This window comes from Streptomyces sp. NPDC012510, assembly GCF_042955065.1.
Lineage (GTDB): Bacteria > Actinomycetota > Actinomycetes > Streptomycetales > Streptomycetaceae > Streptomyces.
This window is the reverse complement of the sequence record NZ_JBIBEN010000001.1, coordinates 110,206-131,423: the sequence shown is the minus strand read 5'-3', so window position 1 is coordinate 131,423 and position 21,218 is coordinate 110,206. Positions and strand designations below refer to the sequence as shown.

At 70.4% G+C, this 21,218-nt stretch carries 15 protein-coding genes, 2 tRNA genes and 1 pseudogene; 8 read left to right on the top strand and 10 right to left on the bottom strand.

Going from position 1 to position 21,218, the window contains the following annotated elements; all coding sequences use genetic code 11:
- The first annotated feature begins 166 nt into the window (after window positions 1-166).
- Entirely contained in the window at window positions 167-1,357 is a 1,191-nt protein-coding gene (locus ACFY9I_RS00560) for an alcohol dehydrogenase catalytic domain-containing protein (protein ID WP_390994607.1), read from the top strand.
- 253 nt (window positions 1,358-1,610) lie between these two features.
- Here the strand turns inward: ACFY9I_RS00560 and ACFY9I_RS00555 are convergent, their stop codons facing one another.
- Window positions 1,611-2,675, bottom strand: a complete 1,065-nt coding sequence (locus tag ACFY9I_RS00555; protein WP_390994604.1) for an ATP-dependent DNA ligase — start codon at window positions 2,673-2,675, stop codon at window positions 1,611-1,613.
- Between the two features lie 119 nt (window positions 2,676-2,794).
- Here ACFY9I_RS00555 and ligD point away from each other — a divergent pair, with 119 nt between their 5' ends.
- Entirely contained in the window at window positions 2,795-3,805 is a 1,011-nt protein-coding gene (gene ligD / locus ACFY9I_RS00550; protein ID WP_390994602.1) for a non-homologous end-joining DNA ligase, read from the top strand.
- Window positions 3,806-3,848: 43 nt separating this feature from the next.
- Here ligD and ACFY9I_RS00545 read toward each other — a convergent pair.
- Both ACFY9I_RS00545 and ACFY9I_RS00540 read right to left on the bottom strand, forming a co-directional pair.
- Window positions 3,849-5,986: pseudogene (locus tag ACFY9I_RS00545) on the bottom strand (OmpL47-type beta-barrel domain-containing protein).
- A 14-nt stretch (window positions 5,987-6,000) separates the two neighbouring features.
- A complete protein-coding gene (locus ACFY9I_RS00540) occupies window positions 6,001-8,481 on the bottom strand; it encodes a ThuA domain-containing protein (protein ID WP_390994600.1) in 2,481 nt (826 codons plus the stop codon).
- Window positions 8,482-8,680: 199 nt separating this feature from the next.
- Here ACFY9I_RS00540 and ACFY9I_RS00535 point away from each other — a divergent pair, with 199 nt between their 5' ends.
- Entirely contained in the window at window positions 8,681-9,715 is a 1,035-nt protein-coding gene (locus tag ACFY9I_RS00535) for a multicopper oxidase domain-containing protein (protein WP_390995675.1), read from the top strand.
- 4 nt (window positions 9,716-9,719) lie between these two features.
- Here ACFY9I_RS00535 and ACFY9I_RS00530 read toward each other — a convergent pair whose 3' ends face one another.
- The gene (locus ACFY9I_RS00530) at window positions 9,720-10,235 is read right to left on the bottom strand and encodes a hypothetical protein (protein WP_390995672.1); all 516 of its coding nucleotides are present in this window, start codon (window positions 10,233-10,235) and stop codon (window positions 9,720-9,722) included.
- Between the two features lie 64 nt (window positions 10,236-10,299).
- Entirely contained in the window at window positions 10,300-11,358 is a 1,059-nt protein-coding gene (locus tag ACFY9I_RS00525) for a MerR family transcriptional regulator (RefSeq protein ID WP_390995669.1), read from the bottom strand.
- 162 nt (window positions 11,359-11,520) lie between these two features.
- Between ACFY9I_RS00525 and ACFY9I_RS00520 the strand changes: the two genes are divergently transcribed.
- Window positions 11,521-12,579, top strand: coding sequence for a substrate-binding domain-containing protein (locus ACFY9I_RS00520; RefSeq protein WP_390994597.1), 1,059 nt, complete (start codon window positions 11,521-11,523; stop codon window positions 12,577-12,579).
- A 68-nt stretch (window positions 12,580-12,647) separates the two neighbouring features.
- Here the strand turns inward: ACFY9I_RS00520 and ACFY9I_RS00515 are convergent, their stop codons facing one another.
- Both ACFY9I_RS00515 and ACFY9I_RS00510 read right to left on the bottom strand, forming a co-directional pair.
- Complete coding sequence (locus ACFY9I_RS00515; RefSeq protein WP_390994595.1) at window positions 12,648-13,865, bottom strand: beta-1,3-glucanase family protein; 1,218 nt, start codon at window positions 13,863-13,865, stop codon at window positions 12,648-12,650.
- A 301-nt stretch (window positions 13,866-14,166) separates the two neighbouring features.
- Window positions 14,167-14,958, bottom strand: a complete 792-nt coding sequence (locus ACFY9I_RS00510; RefSeq protein ID WP_390994593.1) for a VOC family protein — start codon at window positions 14,956-14,958, stop codon at window positions 14,167-14,169.
- A gap of 221 nt (window positions 14,959-15,179) precedes the next feature.
- Between ACFY9I_RS00510 and ACFY9I_RS00505 the strand changes: the two genes are divergently transcribed.
- From ACFY9I_RS00505 to ACFY9I_RS00490, 4 genes are all read left to right on the top strand, one after another.
- A complete protein-coding gene (locus ACFY9I_RS00505; RefSeq protein ID WP_390994591.1) occupies window positions 15,180-15,428 on the top strand; it encodes a WhiB family transcriptional regulator in 249 nt (82 codons plus the stop codon).
- Between the two features lie 110 nt (window positions 15,429-15,538).
- A tRNA-Gly gene (locus ACFY9I_RS00500) sits at window positions 15,539-15,615 on the top strand.
- A gap of 111 nt (window positions 15,616-15,726) precedes the next feature.
- Window positions 15,727-17,088, top strand: coding sequence for an SDR family NAD(P)-dependent oxidoreductase (locus ACFY9I_RS00495; RefSeq protein ID WP_390994589.1), 1,362 nt, complete (start codon window positions 15,727-15,729; stop codon window positions 17,086-17,088).
- A 26-nt stretch (window positions 17,089-17,114) separates the two neighbouring features.
- Window positions 17,115-17,190, top strand: a tRNA-Trp gene (locus ACFY9I_RS00490).
- A gap of 33 nt (window positions 17,191-17,223) precedes the next feature.
- Here ACFY9I_RS00490 and ACFY9I_RS00485 read toward each other — a convergent pair.
- From ACFY9I_RS00485 to ACFY9I_RS00475, 3 genes are all read right to left on the bottom strand, one after another.
- On the bottom strand, window positions 17,224-18,204 hold the full coding sequence (locus ACFY9I_RS00485) for an acyl-ACP desaturase (protein ID WP_390994587.1): 981 nt from the start codon (window positions 18,202-18,204) through the stop codon (window positions 17,224-17,226).
- 224 nt (window positions 18,205-18,428) lie between these two features.
- Entirely contained in the window at window positions 18,429-19,205 is a 777-nt protein-coding gene (gene ddaH / locus ACFY9I_RS00480) for a dimethylargininase (protein WP_390994585.1), read from the bottom strand.
- 169 nt (window positions 19,206-19,374) lie between these two features.
- Window positions 19,375-21,006 carry an ATP-binding cassette domain-containing protein gene (locus ACFY9I_RS00475; protein WP_390994582.1) on the bottom strand — a complete coding sequence of 544 codons (1,632 nt, stop codon included), beginning with the start codon at window positions 21,004-21,006 and terminating at the stop codon, window positions 19,375-19,377.
- Window positions 21,007-21,218: the final 212 nt, after the last annotated feature.

Sequence of the window (21,218 nt, the reverse complement as noted above, 5' to 3'; positions counted from 1 at the left end):
GCTTTCTGTTGGGCTGATCAGGGCCCTCCGCTGATGAGGGCCCTCCGGGCTCTCCGGGCTCTCCGGGTGATCCGGGTAATCCGGGCGATCCGGGCGGTTCGGAAGTCGGGCACCGGGTACCCGTGCGCGACCTGCTGGCCGAGGCGAGAGACGGAGTGTGGGCGCGATGAAGGCAGTGACGTGGCAGGGCAAGCGGGACGTACGCGTGGAGACCGTGCCCGATCCGGTGATCGAGGAGCCGACGGACGCGATCATCCGGATCACCTCCACCGGGCTGTGCGGTTCCGACCTGCATCTGTACGAGGTGCTCACCCCGTTCATGACGCCGGGCGACATCCTCGGCCACGAACCCATGGGCGTCGTCGAGGAGGTGGGCGCCGCGGTCCCCGATCTGGCGGTCGGCGACCGGGTCGTCGTGCCCTTCCAGATCGCCTGCGGCAACTGCTGGATGTGCCTCACCGGACTCCCCACCCAGTGCGAGACCACCCAGTGCACCGGCGAGGGCATGGGCGCGGCCATCTTCGGCTACACCCGGCTGTACGGCGCCGTCCCCGGCGCCCAGGCGGAGTACCTGCGGGTCCCGCAGGCCCAGTTCGGACCGATCAAGGTGCCGGAAGGGCCGCCCGACGACCGGTTCGTCTATCTTTCCGACGTCCTCCCCACCGCCTGGCAGGCGGTCGAGTACGCCCACATCCCGCTCGGCGGCAGCGTCGCCGTGCTCGGCCTCGGCCCCATCGGGGACATGGCCTGCCGGGTGGCCGGGCAACGCGGTGCCGAGCAGGTGTTCGGAGTCGATCTGGTGCCCGAGCGGCTGCGCCGGGCACGTGAGCGGGGCGTCGAGACGTTCGACCTCAGGGACTTCGAGAACGAGAAGGACCTGGTCACCGCCATCCATGACCGGACCGCCGGACGCGGCCCCGACGCGGTGATCGACGCCGTCGGCACCGAGGCCCACGGCAGCGCGGCCGCCCGCCTCGCCCAGAACGCGGCCGGACGGCTGCCCCGTGCCCTCGGCTCGAAGTTCGCGGAACACTTCAGCGTGGACCGGCTGGCCGCCCTCTACACGGCCATCGACCTCGTACGACGCGGCGGCACGATCTCCCTCTCCGGCGTCTACGGCGGCATGGTCGACCCGCTGCCCCTGCTCACCCTGTTCGACAAGCAGATCCGGCTGCGCATGGGCCAGGCCAACGTCCGCACCTGGAGCGACGACATCCTGCCGCTCCTCACGGACGACGATCCCCTGGGCGTCGACTCCTTCGCCACCCACCGGGTGCCGCTCGCCGACGCGCCGCACGCCTACGAGATGTTCCAGCGCAAGCAGGACGGCGCGGTGAAGGTGCTGATGGAGCCCTGAGCCGACCCGCGCCTTGGCCACGGGTGGGCCGAGGCATCACACCAGGTCTGACCAGGTCCGACCAGGGCCGGGTTCAGTGGCAAGTGCCTGGTTCGGTGGCCAGGGCCGGGCTGCGGGTCAGTAACCGGCGGGGATCGGAACCAGGCGTCAGGGCGGGGATCAGAGCCAGGCGTCAGTGCCGGACGCCCAGGGCCGACTGTCAGCGCCGGGCGCCCAGTGCCTGCCGTCAGAACAGGGCGCCCAGGGCCGGCCTTCACGCCCCCAGGATCTCCGCCAGGTCGTAGGTGACCGGCTCCTCCAGTTGGGCGTAGGTGCAGCTCTCCGCCGTGCGGTCCGGGCGCCAGCGGCGGAAGCGGGCCGTGTGACGGAAGCGGACGCCGTTCTCCATGTGGTCGTACGCCACCTCGGCGACCTGCTCGGGCCGGAGCGGCACCCAGGAGAAGTCCTTCTTCGCCGACCAGCGGCTCGGCGCCCCCGGGAGCCGCGCCGTCTCGTGCGCCGCCTCGTCCGACCAGGCCGCCCACGGGTGCCCCCCGACCTCCGTCATCCGCAGCGGCTCCAACTCCGCCACCAGCTCCGCGCGCCGTCTCATCGGGAACGCGGCGCACACGCCCACGTGCTGGAGCGTGCCCCCGTCGTCGTACAGGCCCAGCAGCAGCGAACCGACCACCGGTCCGCTCTTGTGGAAGCGGTAGCCGGCGACGACCACGTCCGCCGTGCGCTCGTGCTTGATCTTGAACATGGCGCGCTCGTCCTGCCGGTAGCGCAGATTGAGCGGCTTGGCGATCACTCCGTCCAGACCCGCCCCCTCGTATTGCTCGAACCACTGCTCGGCCAGCTCGCGGTCCGTGGTCGCCGGGGCGAGGTGGACGGGTGCGGTGACCTCGGAGAGGGCCAGTTCAAGGAGCGCGCGCCGATCGGTGAGCGGGACCTGGAGCAGCGACTCGTCATTCAGGGCGAGCAGGTCGAACGCGACGAAGGAGGCCGGGGTCGTCCCGGCCAGCATCCGGACGCGGGAGTCCGCCGGATGGATGCGTTCGGTCAGGGCGTCGAAGTCCAACCGCCCCTCCCGGACGATCACCACCTCGCCGTCCACCACGCAGCGCTCCGGCAGCCGCTGCCGCAACGCCTCGGCCAGCTCCGGGAAGTACCTGGTCAGCGTCTTACCGGTACGGCTGCCGATCTCCACCTCCGGCCCGTCGCGGAACACGATCGCCCGGAACCCGTCCCACTTCGCCTCGTAGTGCATGTCCGGCGGGATCTTCGCCACGGACTTGGCGAGCATCGGTTTCACGGGCGGCATCACCGGGAGATCCATGCTCCGATTCTGCGACCACGCGGTGAGATTCGCCCGGTATCGAGCGATACGCACCCGATGCAGCGGATGTGATTCGCCCGGGTATGCGGCATCTGGCTGTTCCGCCTACGGTGGCTCGCATGGGTGAAGCGGTGGAACTGGACGTGGCGGGGCGGACGGTACGGCTGTCCAGCCCGGACAAGATCTTCTTCCCGGAGCCCGGCCTCACCAAGCTGGACCTCGCCCGGTACTACATCGCCGTCGGCCCCGGCATCCTGCGGGCCCTGCGCGACCGCCCCACCACCCTGGAGCGCTACCCCGAGGGTGTGACCGGCGAGAACTTCTTCCAGAAGCGGGCCCCCAAGAACATGCCCGACTGGATCCCGACCGCCCACATCACCTTCCCCAGCGGCCGCAGCGCCGACGAGATGTGCCCCACCGAGGTCGCCGCCGTCGTGTGGGCCGCCCAGTTCGGCACCCTCACCTTCCATCCGTGGCCGGTCCGCCGCGACGACGTGGACCGACCCGACGAGCTCCGGATCGACCTCGACCCCCAACCCGGCACCGACTACGCCGACGCGGTCCGCGCCGCCCATGAACTCCGTGAACTTCTGCACGAGTACGGCGGCCTGCGCGGCTGGCCCAAGACCTCCGGCGGCCGTGGCCTGCACGTCTTCGTCCCGATCCGGCCCGACTGGACCTTCACCCAGGTACGCCGCGCCGCCATCGCCGTCGCCCGCGAACTGGAGCGCCGGATGCCGGACCAGGTGACCACGGCCTGGTGGAAGGAGGAAAGGGGCGAGAAGATCTTCGTCGACTACAACCAGACCGCCCGCGACCGCACCATCGCCTCCGCCTACTCCGTACGGCCCCGCCCACACGCCCCCGTCTCCGCGCCTCTCACCTGGGACGAGGTGGGCGTCGCCGTCCCCCGCGACTTCGATCTGGCGACCATGCCGCCGCGTTTCGCCGAGGTCGGTGACGTCCACGCCGACATGGACGACCACGCGTTCTCTCTCGAAGCCCTGCTGGAGCTGGCCGCCCGCGACGAACACGACCACGGGCTCGGCGATCTGCCGTACCCGCCGGAGTATCCGAAGATGCCGGGGGAGCCGAAGCGGGTGCAGCCGAGCAGGGCGAAGAAGACATGACGGTGGCCCGCGCCCCTCGCGGGACACGGGCCGCCTGAGTTCCCTACAGTTCCTTGATCCGGATGTCCCGGTAGGAGACGACATCCGTGGTGCCGTGCACCTGGAGTCCGAGGTGACCGGAGGCGAAGCGTCGCCCGTCCGTGCCCGGGTCGTCCGAACGCGGTGGGGCGAACTCCTGGCCGCCGGTGTTGTCGAACTCGTTGATCAGGACGCCGTTGCGGAAGACCGAGTAGTGCTGGTCGACCACCCTGATCTCGTAGTCGTTCCAGGTGCCCTTCTGGGTGACGCCCGCACCGGCGAGCCCCACCCGGTCGAAGCCGTAGACCGACCCCGTCTTGTACATGTCGCCGTCGGGGCGGTCGAGGACCTGCACCTCATGGCCGTACTTGATGGCCACCCACTCCGGCCGCGACTCCTCCGGATGGTCGTGGACCGAGGGGAAGCGGACGAACACACCGGAGTTGGCGTTGCCCGTGCCCGGCGCGTCGTCCCGCCACTGCAGGCGCAGCGAGAAGTCGCCGTACTTCCGCTCGGGGAACCACAGCATGCCGAGCCCGGCCTTCGTCGTCCCGGAGGTGATCGAGCCGTCATTGTTCAGGCCGAACGAACCGCCGCCCACCTGCTGCCACTTGGCGAACGACTCGGCCGTGCCGTCGAGGATCGTGCGGTAGCCCTCCGTCTGGCCGGGCCTGCCGATCCCGGACTCCTCCGCCGCCTCCTTCACGGCGGTGTACTCGCGCAGGTCGACGACCCCTTCCCGGAACAGCTTGTCGAGGACGGTGTCCACGTGCTTCAGGAACAGCGCGTGCGACGTCCACTCCTTCTCGTCCTCGATCAACTCGTTGATCCGGCAGCGGCTGTTCGTGACCCGGTTCGGCACCCCCGAGTCGACCGTGCCGACGAAGACCGTCAACCTCTCGTCGTACTCGGCGCAGTTGGGCGCGGGGACCCCGCCGCCCGCGACGACGGTGAAGCTGACCGAGCGCGCGGCGGCCGTGTTGCCCGCCTTGTCGCTAGCCCGGTATGCGACCGTGTGGGTGCCCGCCCGGTCGACCACCACGGGGGCGGTGTAAGCGAGATAGGGGCCGCCGTCCAGCGAGTACTCGACGGCGGCGACACCCGATCCGCCGTGGTCCGTGGCACCGACGGTGACCTTCGCGCTCCTCAGGTACGCGCCGGCGGAGTTCCGGTCGCCCTCGACGGTCACGCCCGTCACCGGGGGTGTGGTGTCGTCGGCCGGTGGGGCGACGACGGTGAAGCCGACGCTCTTCTCGGCGGCGACGTTGCCCGCCTTGTCCGTGGCCCGGTAGCGCACCTTGTGCGTGCCGACCTCGTGCACCATCACGGGCGCGGTGTAACGCTGCCAGGCCCCCGAGTCGCCGAGGGCGTACTCGATGGTGTTGACCCCCGACCCGGTGTCCGACGCGGAGACGGTGACCGTCGCCATGGCGACGTACTCGCTCTGGTGGCGGTCACTGTGGCCTTGACCCGTCGGCGGGGCGGGGTCCCCAAGAACCGAGTGGTCGAGGGGACGCCCCTGCCCTACCCATGCCGGGGATCGTGCAGTATTGGCGCCCTCGCCTGCCGCAGCAGGCGATTCAGGTCCGTACCGCGATGCGGTACCTCCACGGGTTCCTGCTTCACAGGCCCTTGCCTCTCCCAAGGGGAGCCGGTCTCACATGGGCCTCCACAAGCGTCACTTTCCGCCCGCCCGGCGGTAGGTTCGCCAGTAGAACTGACGGACGTCACGAAGCTAGCAACTCAGAACCGCCACGCGGGAACTATGGCGGTTCAGTCACCCAAAGGAGTGATGTGGTCGCGTGTGGTACCGGTCAGGATGAGCGTCACCTCGGCCGTTTACCGGCCGCCCTGGTCGTCGCCGGGGTTGGCGAGGATGTTGAGCGGCACGTCGTTGTTGTACTCGGGGTCGGAGACGTCGAACGTCAACGTGTGCGGCATCCCCATGGTGTTGCCGGTCGCCTTGCTGTTCTCGAAGACCAGGGTGGCCGGACCCGCCACGGCGGTCTGCGGCGCGGTCAGGTACTTGGTGATGTCGTCACCGGCGGTCCAGGTGAGCACCTGGGCGGCGGCCTTCTCCCGCACCCCGTCCGTACCGCCGGACGCGGGCGTCGACGTGAGCCCGAGGACCATCAGCAGGGCCGCCAACAGGGCCGCCCACAAACGCCTTTGTCGCATCACTCCGCCTTCCTCGCCAGCTCGTCGGCCGCCGGTGTCGGGCCGCCGCCCGTGTAGGTGACGCGCCACAGCGCCGACTTGGCGTCCGAGGTGAAGAAGCCGCGTCCGTAGTCCAGGACGTACAGCGCGCCGTCCGGACCGAACTTCCAGTCCATGAGGTTGCTGATGCCGTCGGCCCCGACCGGCACGATCTTCTTCAGCGACTCCGCGTGGACCGGGAGTCCGCCGCTGCCCTGGTTCTTCGGGTCCATGACCACCGCGTGGCGCGGCTGGTCGGAGTCGTAGAAGTCGCCGACGAACCACTTGCCGTCCCAGTAGGCGGGCCAACGGACGGAGTTGTCGCCCGACGCGGAGTAGCGGTAGACCGGGCCGTTCATCGTGGCCTGGCCGCCGCCCTTGAGCCACGGCAGCAGGTACTTGGCGTCCTCGTTCTTGTAGGAGGGGATGCCGCTCGTGTCCCGGGGGAAGTCGGGGGCGCCGCCCTGCGGTGAGTACCAGATGTTGTTGCCGGTCACCGGGGGCAGGTTGACGAGTCCGTCGTTGTTCGGGGACTCGTTCTTCGGGTGGTCGCAGTCGTACCACCCGAGCGGCTTCGACGGGTCCGGCAGGTCGCGGTCCCGGTAGGGCTGCTTGTTGCCCATGCAGTACGGCCAACCCCGGTTGCCCGCCTCGGTGATGGCGGCGAAGGTGTCGTACTTGGCGGGGCCCCAGGTCGTCGAGGGCGCGCTCGCGTCCGGGCCGACCCAGCCGGCGTAGAGGACGTCGGTCTGCCGGTCGACGAAGATCCGGGCGGGGTTCCTGACCCCCATCACATAGATCTCGCCGCGGGTCTTGCCGCCGCCCTCGGCGGTTTCCCTGCCCGTGAAGAGGTTCCCGACGGGCAGTGTGTAGGTGCCGTCGGGCTCCGGATGGATGCGGAGGATCTTGCCGTTGAGGTTGTTGGTGTTCCCGGCGGTGCGGCGCGCGTCGGCGAAGGAGACGCCCTTGTAGTCGGGCTCGGGGTTGTTGCCCGAGTAACCGGCGCTGAAGCCGCTGGAGTTGTTGTCGCCGGTCGCGATGTACAGGTTGCCCTTGGAGTCGAAGCTCATGCCGCCGCCCGCGTGACAGCAACTATGGATCTGCACCGGCCACTTGAGCAGGACCTTCTCGCTGCTCGGGTCGAGCTTGTTGCTCGCGAGGTCGAGGGTGAAGCGGGAGACGCGGCGCTCGGCCATCCGGGTGTCACGGTTGATCTCGGAGTGCGGCGTGTAGTGCAGGTACACCCAGCCGTTCTGCTGGAAGCCGGGGTCCAGCTCGATGCCCAGCAGGCCCTCTTCGACCTTGATCAGCTCGTCGCCGCCGCCCTTGTTGCCGAAGACGGTGAGCGCGCCCGCGAGGGTGACCTTCTTCGTCATCGGGTCGTAGACGTGGATCTCGCCGTTGCCCTTGCCGATGTCAGGGTTGTTCCAGTCGGTGACCACGGGCTGGGAGGAGTCGGCGCCGCCCCGGCCGATGTACAGCACCCGCCCGTCGGGTGCGGTGACCAGGCCGTGCGGTTCACCGATCTGGTCGTTCTGCCCCGGCTGGTTGGGCCGGGTGAGCCGCTCCGCCTTGTAGTGGGCGGTGATGGTCGCCTTGCAGTCCGCCTGCGCGAGACGGGAGGTCCAGAGCAGGGCGCCGCGCAGATGCGCACGGAAGTCGGACTCGTCGTACGCGGAGACGGTCCCGCCCATGCCCGTGTAGAAAGAACGGCCGCCGTCGTAGTCGCGGCACCAACTCACCGGGTGGTCCCAGCCGTTGGCGCCGGTGCCCGGCTGGTAGGTCGACTCGCGGACCCGGGCCACCGTGTGCACGGAACCCGACGGGTTCTTGGTCCAGTTGAGCCACTTGTCGGGCCGCTTCCACTGCATCGGCAGGTCCTTGGTGGCCGGGTGCCGCCGGTCACCGACCTCGACGGTCGCCCGCTGCACGGTCGTGGGACTGGACGCGGCAGGACGGGCACCGATCAGTCCGGTGAACCAGTCCGAGTACGGTTCGGCGCGCGCCGCGTCATGGACGCCGACGAATCCGCCGCCCGCCTCCATATAGGTCTCAAGCCCCGCCTCCTGCTCGGGATCCAGGACGTCACCGCCGCCGGTCAGGAAGACGACGGCGTTGAACCCGCTCAGCCGGGTCTCGTCGGTGAAGACGGAGGCGTCGTCGGTGGCGACGACCCCGAACCGCTCGGCGGCCGGCCCGGACAGCCCGATCCGTTCGATCGCCTCGATCCCGGCGTTCACCACGGGCGACTCGTCCCCGGCCGCCGCGGAGCCGTGGAAGATCAGCACCCGCGGGCCGGAGCCGCCCGGCGGCGACTTGATCGACATCGTTGTCAGCGATGGCTCCGGCGCTGGTCGCGCCTGGGCCGCGGGGCCCGACAGGAGCCCCGCCGTGACGACCGAGGCGGTCAGGGTGGCCGCCCAGGCCCGTCTCTTCGCGTCGCTCAACCCTCGTAAGTACATGGGCACCTCCTCGGTCACAGCAACAGCGCCAAGGAAGCTAGCCCGCTTTGACACGACTCGCCAATAGCTATGACCGGAATGGTCTGAACTTTGTCCTGGGTGTGGATAAACGATCGTGCGGCCGCTACCGTCTCACAGGTTGATCACAGCTGCGTCTGAGCAAGATCCGTATCGGCGTGGGGAGTTCCGCATGGGCGGGATGGACAGACGAGGGTTCAACCGGCGGGTGCTGCTGGGTGGCGCGGCCGCCGCGACATCGTTGTCCGTGGCCATCGAGACCGTCGGCACCTCCGGGGCCGCGAGCGCCGCCACGCAGGCGAGGACGGCCCCGGCGGGCGGCGTGGTCCGGCACATCAAGATGTACGCCGAGAAACTGCCCGGCGGGCAGATGGGTTACGGCCTGGAGAAGGGCAAGGCCTCGATACCGGGCCCACTGATCGAACTCAACGAGGGCGACACCCTGCACATCGAGTTCGAGAACACGATGGACGTGGCCGCGAGCCTGCACGTCCACGGCCTGGACTACGAGATCTCCAGCGACGGCACCAAGCAGAACCGCAGCGACGTCGAACCCGGCGGCACCCGCACCTACACCTGGCGCACCCACGCCCCCGGAGCCCGCAAGGACGGCACCTGGCGTGCGGGCAGCGCCGGTTACTGGCACTACCACGACCATGTCGTCGGCACCGAACACGGCACGGTCGGCGTCCGCAAGGGTCTCTACGGTGCCGTCATCGTCCGGCGCAAGGGCGATGTGCTGCCCGACAAGACCGTCACAGTCGTCTTCAACGACCTGCTCATCAACAACAAACCCGCGCACTCCGGCCCCGACTTCGACGCGACCGTGGGCGATCGTGTCGAGTTCGTCGTCATCACCCACGGCGAGTACTACCACACCTTCCACCTGCACGGTCACCGCTGGGCCGACAACCGCACCGGCATGCTCACCGGCCCCGACGACCCCAGCCAGGTCATCGACAACAAGATCGTCGGCCCCGCCGACTCCTTCGGCTTCCAGGTCATCGCGGGCGAGGGCGTGGGAGCGGGTGCCTGGATGTACCACTGCCACGTCCAGAGCCACTCCGACATGGGCATGGTGGGACTGTTCCTGGTGCGCAGGACGGACGGCACGATCCCGGGGTACGAGACGCACACGCCGCACAGTACGGACGGGTCGGACGGGTCGGACGGGTCGGACGGGTCGGCCGAGTCCGGCGAGGCGCACCAGCACTGAGGTCTCAGCGAACGGCAGGCCGCCCCGGCCGCCGCCGCTCGCCGGTGTCCCGTCGGCCGATGGCCTCGGCCACCTCCTCGATCGCGGTACGCAACAGGTCGCCGTACGCGTTCTGCCCGAGGTTCGGGGCGTACCGCCTGGCCGCGTCGATGTGCTCGGTGGCGGCTTCGAAGGAGGCGAGCCGACGGTGGTCGTCCGCGAGGTTGAGGTGCAGGGACGGGTAGAAGCCCGCGCGGCGCAGACCGGCGCCGTGCTCCCGCACGCGTTCCTCGGTCGCGGCGTCGGCGGCGTCCAGGGCCCGCACGTTCCAGGTCAACGCCCGGGCGGGGTCGGAGGGGAAGAGATCCGCCAGGTGGTGCGCGAGGACGCAGCGGTGCAGCGCGTCACCGGTGACGCCGATCGTGGACCACAGGTCCAGGAGCTTCCGGCGGGCCGATTCGATGTCCCCGGCATGTCCTTCGGCGACGGCTCCGCCGATGGCCTCCATGATCGGATCGGAGCCGGCGGGAATGGTGTGCACGGGGGTGGTGCTCGTGGGAGCGGTGTTCACGGAAGTGGTGTTCACGGGAGTGTCCTCGTCGTCATCATTCGGTCGCGGGCTGCGGCCGGACGGGCATGGCCAGGGTGGTGAGGTCGCCGCGGTCGGCCGAGCGGACCGTGACCGGCTGATCGGACCCTCGTAGATCGAGCATCACGTCGGGACCGACGGCGGTGCTCACGGCCGGGTAGAGCGTCGTGAGTTCGAAGCAGATGTCGAGTTCTCGTCCCACCACGGTGGCGGGGAGCCGCCGCCTGCCGGGCCGCCCGCCACCGGACACCCGGAGCTCCGTCCCGTTCTCGGCCACTCGCAGCGCGACCCGTTCACCGAGGTCCTCCTCCAGCGCGCGCAGGAGCGACCCCTTCGCGACCGTCACGCGGGTGCCCACCTCGGGCAGCGCGTCGAGCATCGCCCGGAAGTCCGGGAACTCCGCTGTCAGCGACCGGCAGTACTGGTCCTCCCGGCCCTTCAGACGCAGCCGGACCCCCTGCGCCGTCGCCTCGACGCGCACCAGCGTGCTCCGGCGGACCTCGACCACCGCCGCCCGCAGTTCGTCGCCGGCGACCGTGGCTGCCCAGGTCGCGGCCGGGGGCTCGGACGGGACGAGCGTCCGGGTCGAGAGCCGGTAGCGATCGGTGGCGGTCAGGGTGACGGCCTCCCGGTCCACCTCGACGCGCAGGCCGCCCAGCACCGGCAGCTCCGGATTCCGGGCGGTCGCGGTCAGGACCTGCTCCACCGCGTCGGCCAGCACGGGACCCTGCAACGCGACGACCGGCAGACCCGGCACGGCACGGAGGGACGACTTGACGAGCCCGGCCGTCCGCTGCGCGGCCACGGCCTCCCCGAGGACGCGTGCGACATGGTCGTCGATCAGCCGTGCGGCCTCCTCGGGGCCGGCGTCGAGGACCGCCTCGACGGCCGTGAGCGGCATGGCGATCTCGCGCAGCCGCCGGAGGGCGGTCGCCCGGCCCACCTGGTCGGCGGTGTAGTAGCGGTAGCCCGACGCCGGGTCGACCTCGGCGGGAGACAGCAGCCGAGAGTCGGCGTAGAACCGCAGCGCGCTGGAGGTCAGACCGGTGCGGCGGGCGAAGACGCCGATCGGCATCAGTTCGGGATTCGGATTCGGTTCGGAAGGGGGCACCCGGCCATCCTCGGCCTTCAACCAACTCGAAGGTCAACACCGGCGGGACGGGGGCCGGGGAGCGCTCTCAACGGGTTCTTCTCCAGGGCTATCCTGAGCGGAGCCGCACCGGAGGAGTGTTCCGCAGTGACCGAGACAGCGTCGCGTCCCACGTTGGAGGCCGTGGCCGCGCGGGCCGGGGTGTCCAGGGCGACGGTGTCGCGGGTCGTCAACGGGGGCGAGGGCGTCCGCGAACCCCTGGTCGAGCGGGTACGGAAAGCCGTCGAGGAGCTCGGATACGTGCCGAACCAGGCGGCCCGCAGCCTCGTCACCCGGCGGCACGACGCCGTGGCCGTGGTGATCGCCGAGCCGGAGACCAGGGTCTTCGCCGATCCCTTCTTCGCCCTGCAACTCCGGGGAATCAGCAAAGAGCTCACCGCGCACGACTCACAGCTCGTGCTGCTGCTCACCGAAGGACCCGAGGACTACGCCCGGGTGGGACGGTATCTGGCGGGTGGACACGTCGACGGGGCGCTCGCGTTCTCGCTGCACCTCGACGATCCGCTGCCCGCGCTGATCCAGGGCGCCGGCGTACCCACCGTGTTCGGCGGCCGTCCCGGCTGGGCCGACGGCGCGCGCGGCGACACGGCCACCGTGTACGTCGACAGCGACAACCGGGGCGGCGCGCGGGACGCCGTACGCCATCTCGTCGCCCTCGGCCGCACCCGGATCGCCCACATCACCGGGCCCCCCGACCAGACCTCCGCCGTGGACCGGCTCGACGGGTTCCGGGACGTCATGGTGGACGCCGACCCCCGGCTGATCGTGGAGGGTGACTTCACCCCGGCGGGCGGGGAGCGGGCGATGCGGGAACTCCTCGGCCGCTGCCCGGAGTTGGACGCGGTGTTCGCCGCCAACGACGTGTCCGCGTCCGGCGCGCTGCGTGTGCTGCGTGAGCTCGGGCGGCGGGTTCCCGAGGACGTCGCCGTGGTGGGCTTCGACGACATGCTGCCGGTGGCCGAGCAGTCCGATCCACCGTTGACGACGGTCCGTCAGGACATAGAGGGGATGGGCCGGTTGATGGCCCGGCTGCTGCTCCGGGGCCTCGAACGGCGAGCCCCCGAGGAGCAGGGTGGTCAGGGCCCGGCAGGCACGCCGTCCAGTGTGGTCCTGCCGACCACCCTGGTACGACGCGCCTCCGCGTAGTACCCCGGCCCGTGCGACCAGCCACGACGTCGCCGGGCACGGGAATCGCGGCTTCACCGGCGGAGCGCTCAGGCGCCCACCGTCACAGTGAACCGCCGCGGGTTCCCGTCGTGGGCCGCGCCCGACACGTCCGGCCGGCCGTCGGGGCGTACGTCGTCGTACGGGAACGCGTACCCGATGGGCGAGTTGGCGTGCACCACGCGAGCCCAGTGGTTCGTCACCGGCCCCTGGTAGTAGTCGGCCGCCGTCGCCCCGTTCGGCTGGGAGGGGTGACTGAGCATGAGCGAGCGGTTGAACCCGGCGGCGAGACGGGCGAGGAGCGCCTTCTTGTCGTCGGGGTCACCGGGGTTGTTGGCGAACGGACCGTGGTCGCAGGTGAAGATGTCCTTCGAGGTCGGCCTGGCGAAGGAGTGGCCGCCGGCGAAGGTGAGGGTGTCGCCCGAGACCCGGCCGGTGAGGACGCCACGGCCGCCCTGGAGGTCGATCCGCAGGTCCGTCCCACGGTACTTCTCCCACACCTGACCGACATAGGAGTCCCAGTAGGCGCGGAACGGCATCCGGTCGGGCTGACCGAAGTACGGCGCCATCAGGCTCTGCGGTGAGATGACCCGCAGCACCTCGCCGTCGCCGCCCCGGATGACGAGCCGGTCCCACGGCTGTCCGTCCCGCGCCGTCTGCGCCACCAGATCGGCGGCGATCCGGTCCACCGCCCCGTCGGGCAGCGGGGCGACGGTGTGCGTGGCGTCGCCCTCCAGCGTGAGACCGATCGGCAGGGCCGTCACCAGGTCGACATAGCTGATGTTCGCGAACAACTGCGTGGGATCGAAGGTGAACTCGCAGAACGACCAGATCTTGCCGTAGTTGGCATCGGCGGGCGTGGCGAAGGCGGGCTCGACCAGCGCTGGACCCGGATTCACGAAGAAGTCCAGGGTGTTGTCCCGTACGAAGTAGACGCGCGCACCGAACATTTGAGGAAGCGTCAGCACGACAGGCGCCGAACCGGCCGCGCCGAGCGGGATGGCGCAGTCCACCGGCAGTGGGGTCTGCGGTGCCGAGGGCGAGGTCGGCCGGTAGAGGCCGCCGTCGGCCCGCAGCAGCACCCAGGCGCCCGTCGACTGCTCGTGGCCGGTGACGTACGCCCGGACCGTGCCCGGCAACGAGGCGTTGCGCAGCGCGAGTTGACAGGTGGTGGGCGCGGCGTGGGCGGGAGAGCCGAGTGCGCCCCCGATGGCGGACGCGCCGGCGACGGCGGCGGTCGTGGACAGGAACATACGGCGGGAAATCACGGTGGGCCTCCTGGAACGTGGGGGAGTGGAGGCACAGCGGATGGGGCGCCCCTGCTGTGGTGCCCCCACTGTTCCCAGGGGACCTCCAGGCGTCAAGAGTTATGACTGAGAGCGCTCTCAAAAAGAGTGGGCGTTCATGAGGTGACGACGGATCGAGACGGCCGCAGGGGCAGCGGGGTGGCGCAGGGGCAGCGGGGTGGCGCAGGGCCAGCGGGATGCCGCAGGGGCAGAGGGATGCCGCAGGGGGCAGCGGGATCCTCCCTCCCCTCGGGGGCCCCTGGGCGGGGCGAGATCCGGCCCCTCAGCTCCCCGGCTGCTCGCTCTTGATCACCGCGAACCGTGCCCCGTACGGGTCGGACAGCTTGGCGAACCGCCCCGCACCCGCCAGGTCCATGGCCGGCGCACGCACATCGCCGCCGCGCTCCCGCGCCCGGCTCACCGCCGCGTCCGTGTCCGGGACCTCGAAGTACGGCAGCCAGTACGGTCCCGACCCGGACTCGCTCGGGTCCTCGTCGAGCGGGACGATGCCGCCGAACATGAACCTCGGTTCCGTCCCCGCCGGGTTCACACAGGTGTAGCTGCCGCCCGCGATGTCGATCGCGGAGGTCTCCCAGCCGAACACGGCGTTGAAGAACCCGGCGGCAGCGGGCAGATCCGGCGTGTACAGCTCCAGCCAGCACAGCGAACCGGGATCCATGACGACGTCCAGGCCCGTGATGCGGCGGGGCTGCCAGACGCCGAAGGGCACGCCCGCCCGGTCGGCGAGGACGGCCATACGGCCCTCGTCGGCGACGTCCATGGGCCTCATCAGCACGGAGCCGTGGGCGTGCTCGGCCGCCTCGGCGGTGGCGTCGGCGTCCGGGGTCTGGAAGTAGACGTTCCAGGACGGCGGGCCCTGCTCCGGGGGATTCTGCATGCCGGCCGCGGCGGTGCGGCCGTCGAGCCGGAAGAAGCCGTAGCCCCCCATCTCGGGGCCGGCCGACTGGAACTGCCAGCCGAAGAGATGCCGGTAGAAAGAGGCGGCACCGTCGATGTCGGGAGTGCCGAGGTCGATCCAGTTCGGGGCGCCGGTGACATAACGCGTGGTGAGCATCGCTGCCCTCCTCCGAGGGGGCCCAGGGGCTGTACTGCCGAGTCTGGCACCGGGTGCCGGTGATCGCGCGTGGGGTGGCTTGCGGGACGTCCCTGTGCGCGAGCGCGCGACATCACCTTGAGTGATCGGACGACTGTGCGGACGAGCGGTCAGACACATCGCGCGCGTCTGTTGATGTCGCGTTGATCGAACGTTTTTCGGTGCCCGGCACGATCCTCGGTATGCACAATGACACGATCACCCCGGTCCACAGCGCCTGGCAGGAGCGTGCGCTGTGTGCGCAGACGGGGGCAGACTTCTTCTTCCCCGAGCCCGGAAGCTCGGTGCGTGAGGCGAAGCGCATCTGCGGCATGTGCGAGATGCGTACCGCCTGTCTCGAGTACGCGCTGGCCAACGACGAACGGTTCGGCGTCTGGGGCGGACTCTCCGAGAAGGAGAGACTGCGACTCCGGCGCACCGAGAACGGCTGACGGGTCGGTGACGAACGCGGTGCGGCGCCGGGGCCGGCCGGGGTCACCGTCCGGTCCGGTCATAAATCGGTGGGCCTCGGCCGAAGCGGGCGCATAGGATCCGCGGGCGCGGTCCGGCCGTAGCGCAGAGGCAGGCGCACCGCCTTGCCAGGGCGGAAACGCCGGTTCGAATCCGTCGTCCGGACGGCGTTTCACGGTGGCGCACCGCGCCCGACGCACGGCGCCGCGCTGCTTCGGTGACCGCGTGGGCCGAGGGGGCAGCCGTCACACGGCACGGGACACGCGGGGCGGGGCACACATGAGCGACGACGACGGCAGCGGCGCCGACGGCGGCATCATCACCGAGGACGAACTGGCGGCCTTCCACCGCACGGTCGGCCGACTGAGGGCGCTGCCCGTGGACGACCCCGTGCGCCTACGTGCCGAGCGGGTCGCCGCGTCCTTCGCACGCGACGGATGGAAGCGTCGCCGTAAGGCACTCGGCGCCGAGAAGTCCGCCGCGGACGCCGCCGTGATGGCCGCGACCGCCACCGGGGCCCTGGGCCGGCGCGAGGACGCCCCGCTGTCGCAACGAGCGGCGGGCGGCGGGGGAGTTCTGCTGAAGTCGCGGCACTGCTATGTCTGCAAGGCGACCTATCGACAGGTCGACTCCTTCTACCACCGGCTGTGCCCGGACTGCGCCGCCGACAACACCGCCCGCCGCGCCCTCGGCACCGATCTCAGCGGGCGCCGCGCGCTGCTCACCGGCGGCCGGGTGAAGATCGGTTTCCAGCTGGCGCTGATGCTGCTGCGCGACGGCGCCGAGCTGCTCGTCACCAGCCGATTCCCGCACGACACCGTGCGCCGCTTCCGCGCCGAGCCCGGCAGCGGGAAATGGCTCGACCGGCTGACCGTCGTCGCCGTCGACCTGCGTGACCCGCGCCAAGTACTGGGCCTGTGCGATCAGTTGCGGCAGGAGGGCGAACCGCTCGACATCCTGGTCAACAACGCGGCCCAGACCGTACGGCGGCCGCCGGAGTCGTACGCGCTGCTGGCCGCCGGGGAGTACGACGCGCTGCCCGAAGGAGCCCGGCAGGCACCGGGGTTCACCCCGATGCGGATGCTGGGGGCCGGCGCCGCGACCCTGCCCGTCGTGCTGCGCGAGGCCGACGAAGCCGGGCTGCTGCCCGACCCCGCCCCGGAGAACTCCTGGTCGGCGCGGCTGGGTGAACTCGACCCCGCGGAGGTCCTGGAGACCCAGCTGGTCAACTCCCTCGCCCCGGCGCTCCTCTGCGACCGCCTGCTGCCGCTGCTGCTCGCCGCTCCGCGCCCCCGCCGCTACGTGGTCAACGTGACCGCTGTCGAGGGCCGCTTCGCCGTGCGGAACAAGACGGCCGGGCATCCGCACACCAACATGGCCAAGGCCGCCCTCAACATGCTCACCCGCACCAGCGCCGCCGAACTCGCGGAGCAGGGCGTCCACATGTGCGCGGTAGACACCGGCTGGATCACCGACGAGAACCCGGCCCCCAAGAAACACCGTATGGCCGACGCCGGCTTCCGCACCCCGCTCGACATCATCGACGGAGCGGCCCGCGTCTACGACCCGATCGTGCGCGGCGAGGCGGGCGACCCGGTGTCGGGAGTGTTCCTCAAGGATTATCGGGAGGCGGAGTGGTGAGGGGAACGGCTAGGCTCCCCGCAAGGGCGGGGCCGTAGCGCAGAGGCAGACGCGCCGGTCTCCAAAACCGGAACACGCTGGTTCGAATCCAGCCGCCCCGCCCCCCTGCGCCACAGCGCCGACGGTGAGGGGCCGTTACGCCCCGGCGCCCCGCGCCGCCATCCGTGCCTTGCGCGCCGCCAGCTTCTCGTCGAACTTGCGGGCCTCCGCGTCGAGTCCACCCATGTAGAGGCCGAGCTCTTCCTGGGCCTTCATGCCCTCGGGGCCGAGGCCGTCGATCTCCATGATCTTCAGGAAGCGGATGACGGGCGCGAGGACGTCGTCGTGGTGGATGCGCATGTTGTAGACCTCGCCGATCGCCATCTGCGCGGCGGCGCGCTCGAAGCCGGGCATGCCGTGGCCGGGCATACGGAAGTTCACCACGACGTCCCGCACGGCCTGCATGGTGAGGTCGGGAGCGAACTCGAACGCGGCCTTCAGCAGGTTCCGGTAGAAGATCATGTGCAGGTTCTCGTCGGTCGCGATGCGCGCCAGCATGCGGTCGCACACGGGATCACCGGAGTGGTGGCCGGTGTTGCGGTGCGAGACGCGCGTGGCGAGCTCCTGGAAGGCGACGTACGCGACGGTGTGGAGCATCGAGTGCCGGTTGTCCGACTCGAAGCCCTCGCCCATGTGCGACATACGGAACTGTTCGAGCTTGTCCGGGTCCACCGCGCGCGAGGCGAGCAGGTAGTCGCGCATCACGATGCCGTGCCTGCCCTCCTCCGCGGTCCACCGGTGCACCCAGGTGCCCCAGGCGCCGTCACGGCCGAAGAGGGTGGCGATCTCGTGGTGGTAGCTGGGCAGGTTGTCCTCGGTGAGCAGATTCACCACGAGGGCGATCCGGCCGATCTCGGTGACCTTCGACTGCCCCTTCTCCCAGGCCTCGCCGTCCTCGAAGAAACCGGGGAAGTTGCGGCCGTCGCTCCACGGCACGTACTCGTGCGGCATCCAGTCCTTGGTGACCTTCAGATGCCGGTTGAGTTCCTTCTCGACGACTTCCTCCAGCGCGTACAGCAGCCGCGCGTCGGTCCATTCGGTGGACGGGCTGCCGAGGTGAGGAGAAGTGATCGACACAGACGCTCCAGGGGACGTACAGGGGACGGGACTTCGTGGCCGGCCGCGGGCGGGCGACCTGAACCTACGGCATCGTAGGCTACGAATCCGTAGGTTACGATGCCGTAGGTTAAGTGTGCTGTAAAGCCCGCTGATCAGCGAGGGTCCCGGAAACGGCCGAGGGTATGCCGAAGGCCCCGTGGACCCGCAGGTCCCCGGGCCGGACGGGCGAGTGGCTCACCTGATCAGGCGTACAACTCCCGCAGTCGCACCGAGAGGCATGTCACACAGCCCTCGAGCTTCTCGAACTCGCTGATGTCCACCACCACGGGCTCGTAGCCGAGATCGGAGTACAGCTCCGCCGTCTTCGGCGCGCTCGCCGCCATCAGCAGTTTGTGGCCGCCGAGCAGCACCACATGCGCCCCGGCCTCCTCCGGCACCGGCAGGAAGCGCCCGAACAGCGACGGCGCGTCCATCTTGGGGATGTGCCCGACGACCGTGCCGTCGGGCAGCGCGGTGACCGCCGACTTCAGATGCAGCACCTTGCTCACGGGCACCGACACCACCCGCGCCCCGAGCGGCTCGAACGCGGCCCGAAGCTGCTGGACCCCGGCCGCGTTGGTGCGCCCGCCCCGGCCCACGAACACGGTGTCGCCGACCTTGAGGACATCGCCGCCCTCCAGCGTCCCCGGATCCCAGACCCAGTTCACCGAGCAGCCGAGCGCGGCCACGGCCTCCTCGATCCCGGCGGTCTCGTCGCGCCGGGACTCGGCGCCGGGGCGCGCGATCAGCGCCACGTTCTTGTACATCACCACGGTGTCCTCGACGAACACCGAGTCCGGGCAGTCGTCGGCCGGGTCCACCTCGATCGTCTCCCAACCGTGGGCGCGCAGGGCCTCCCCGTACGCCTCCCACTGCTCGCCCGCGAGGTCGACGTCCACCTTCGTGCGTTCGACGTGTGTGACGAGGCCTTCGGCCAGGCGAGGGCTGGGACGGCGGACGAGGGCCTTCTTGCTGGGCACGTGGGAGACTCCGAATCGAACGAGGGTTTTCCGGCGCCCGTGGAGCGACGCCGGTCAGCCATCATGCAACCCCGGCCCACGTGGACAAAACCCCCGAGGGCAGGCTGTGGCCCTCCTGAGATACTCGGCGGTAGCAAAGCCCTCGGCGGCGGCTCCGGCGAGGAAGTGGTCAGTCGGTCACTCCGACCTCCTCCGGTGTGGTCGCCCGCAGCTCGCCCTCCTCCATCAGCAGCCACCGGGTGATCCCGATCGACTCCAGGAACGGCAGGTCGTGGCTGGCCACGATCAGCGCGCCCTCGTACGACTCCAGCGCCGACGTCAACTGCCGCACGCTCGCCATGTCCAGGTTGTTCGTCGGCTCGTCCAGCATCAGCAGCTGCGGGGCGGGCTCGGCGAGCATCAGGGCGGCGAGGGCGGCCCGGAAGCGCTCCCCGCCGGACAGCGTCGCCGCCGGCTGGTCGGCCCGCGCGCCCCGGAACAGGAAGCGGGCCAGCCGCGCCCGGACCCGGTTGTTCGTGGCCTCCGGAGCGAACCGGGCCACGTTCTCGGCGACCGTCAGCTCGTCGTCCAGGACATCGAGCCGCTGCGGCAGGAACCGCATCGGCACATGTGTCCTCGTCTCGCCGCCGACCGGCTCCAGCTCGCCCGCGATCGTCCGCAGCAGCGTGGTCTTGCCCGCGCCGTTGCGCCCGATCAGCGCGATCCGCTCCGGGCCGCGCAGGTCGAAGCCGCCGCGCACCCGGGCGCCGTACTTCAGCTCCAGGTCCAGGAGTGTGAGGACCGTGCGGCCCGGCGGCACGGCCGTGTACGGCAGCTCCACGCGGATCTCGTCCTCGTCCCGTACCGCCTCCACCGCCTCGTCGAGGCGCTCCTTGGCCCCGGCGAGCCGCTCCTCGTGCAGGACGCGGTGCTTGCCCGCGGACTCCTGGGCGGCGCGCTTGCGCAGCCCCGCGACGATCTTCGGTACCCGCTTCTGATCCTGCATCTTCTGCCCGAACCGCTTGCGCCGGGCCAACTTGACCTGGGCGTCGACGAGTTCGCGCTTCTGCTTCTTCAGATCGGCCTCGGCGACCCGCAGCATCCGTTCGGCGGCCTCCTGTTCGGTGGCGAGCGCGGCCTCGTAGGCGGAGAAGTTGCCGCCGTACCAGGTGACCTCGCCGGCGTGCAGATCGGCGATCTGGTCGACCAGGTCCAGGAGTTCACGGTCGTGGCTGACCACGATCATGACCCCGGACCACGACTCCACGGCCTCGTACAGGCGGCGCCGCGCGTACAGGTCGAGGTTGTTGGTCGGCTCGTCCAGCAGGAGGACGTCGGGGCGGCGCAGCAGCAGTGCGGCCAGGCGCAGCAGCACCGACTCGCCGCCCGAGATCTCCCCGATCGTGCGGTCCAGATCGATGTGACCCAGACCGAGTTGCCCGAGGGTCGCCAGGGCGCGCTCCTCCACGTCCCAGTCGTCCCCGACCGCCGCGAAGTGCTCCTCGGCCACGTCGCCCGCCTCGATCGCGTGCAGCGCGGCGCGGGCGGTGGCGATACCGAGCGCCTCGTCGACCTTCAGGCCGGTGTCGAGCGTGACGTTCTGCGGAAGGTAGCCGACCTCGCCGGCCGCACGGACGGCGCCGTCGGTCGGGGAGAGTTCACCGGCGATCAGCTTCAGCAAGGTGGACTTCCCCGACCCGTTGACCCCGACGAGACCGGTGCGGCCGGGGCCGAACGCGATCTGCAGATCGTCGAACACGGGGGTGCCGTCGGGCCAGGCGAAGGACAGGGACGTGCAGGTGAGGGACAGGGGAGTAGACATGAGGAACCTCGCGGGTGTGCGGGAAGCGGCCAGGGGCGACGCGTTCGAAACACCGCGAGGGGCGACACGACGAGGGGCAAGAGAAGAGCCCGCTGCCGAGGACGGCTCGTACGCCGAGGTCGCACGCAACGCACACAGGAAGGCCGTGATACGGCACGGTGTGTGACGCGGTGTCTCAGGACCTCAGACGAGCAACGTCCTTCTCCAATCGA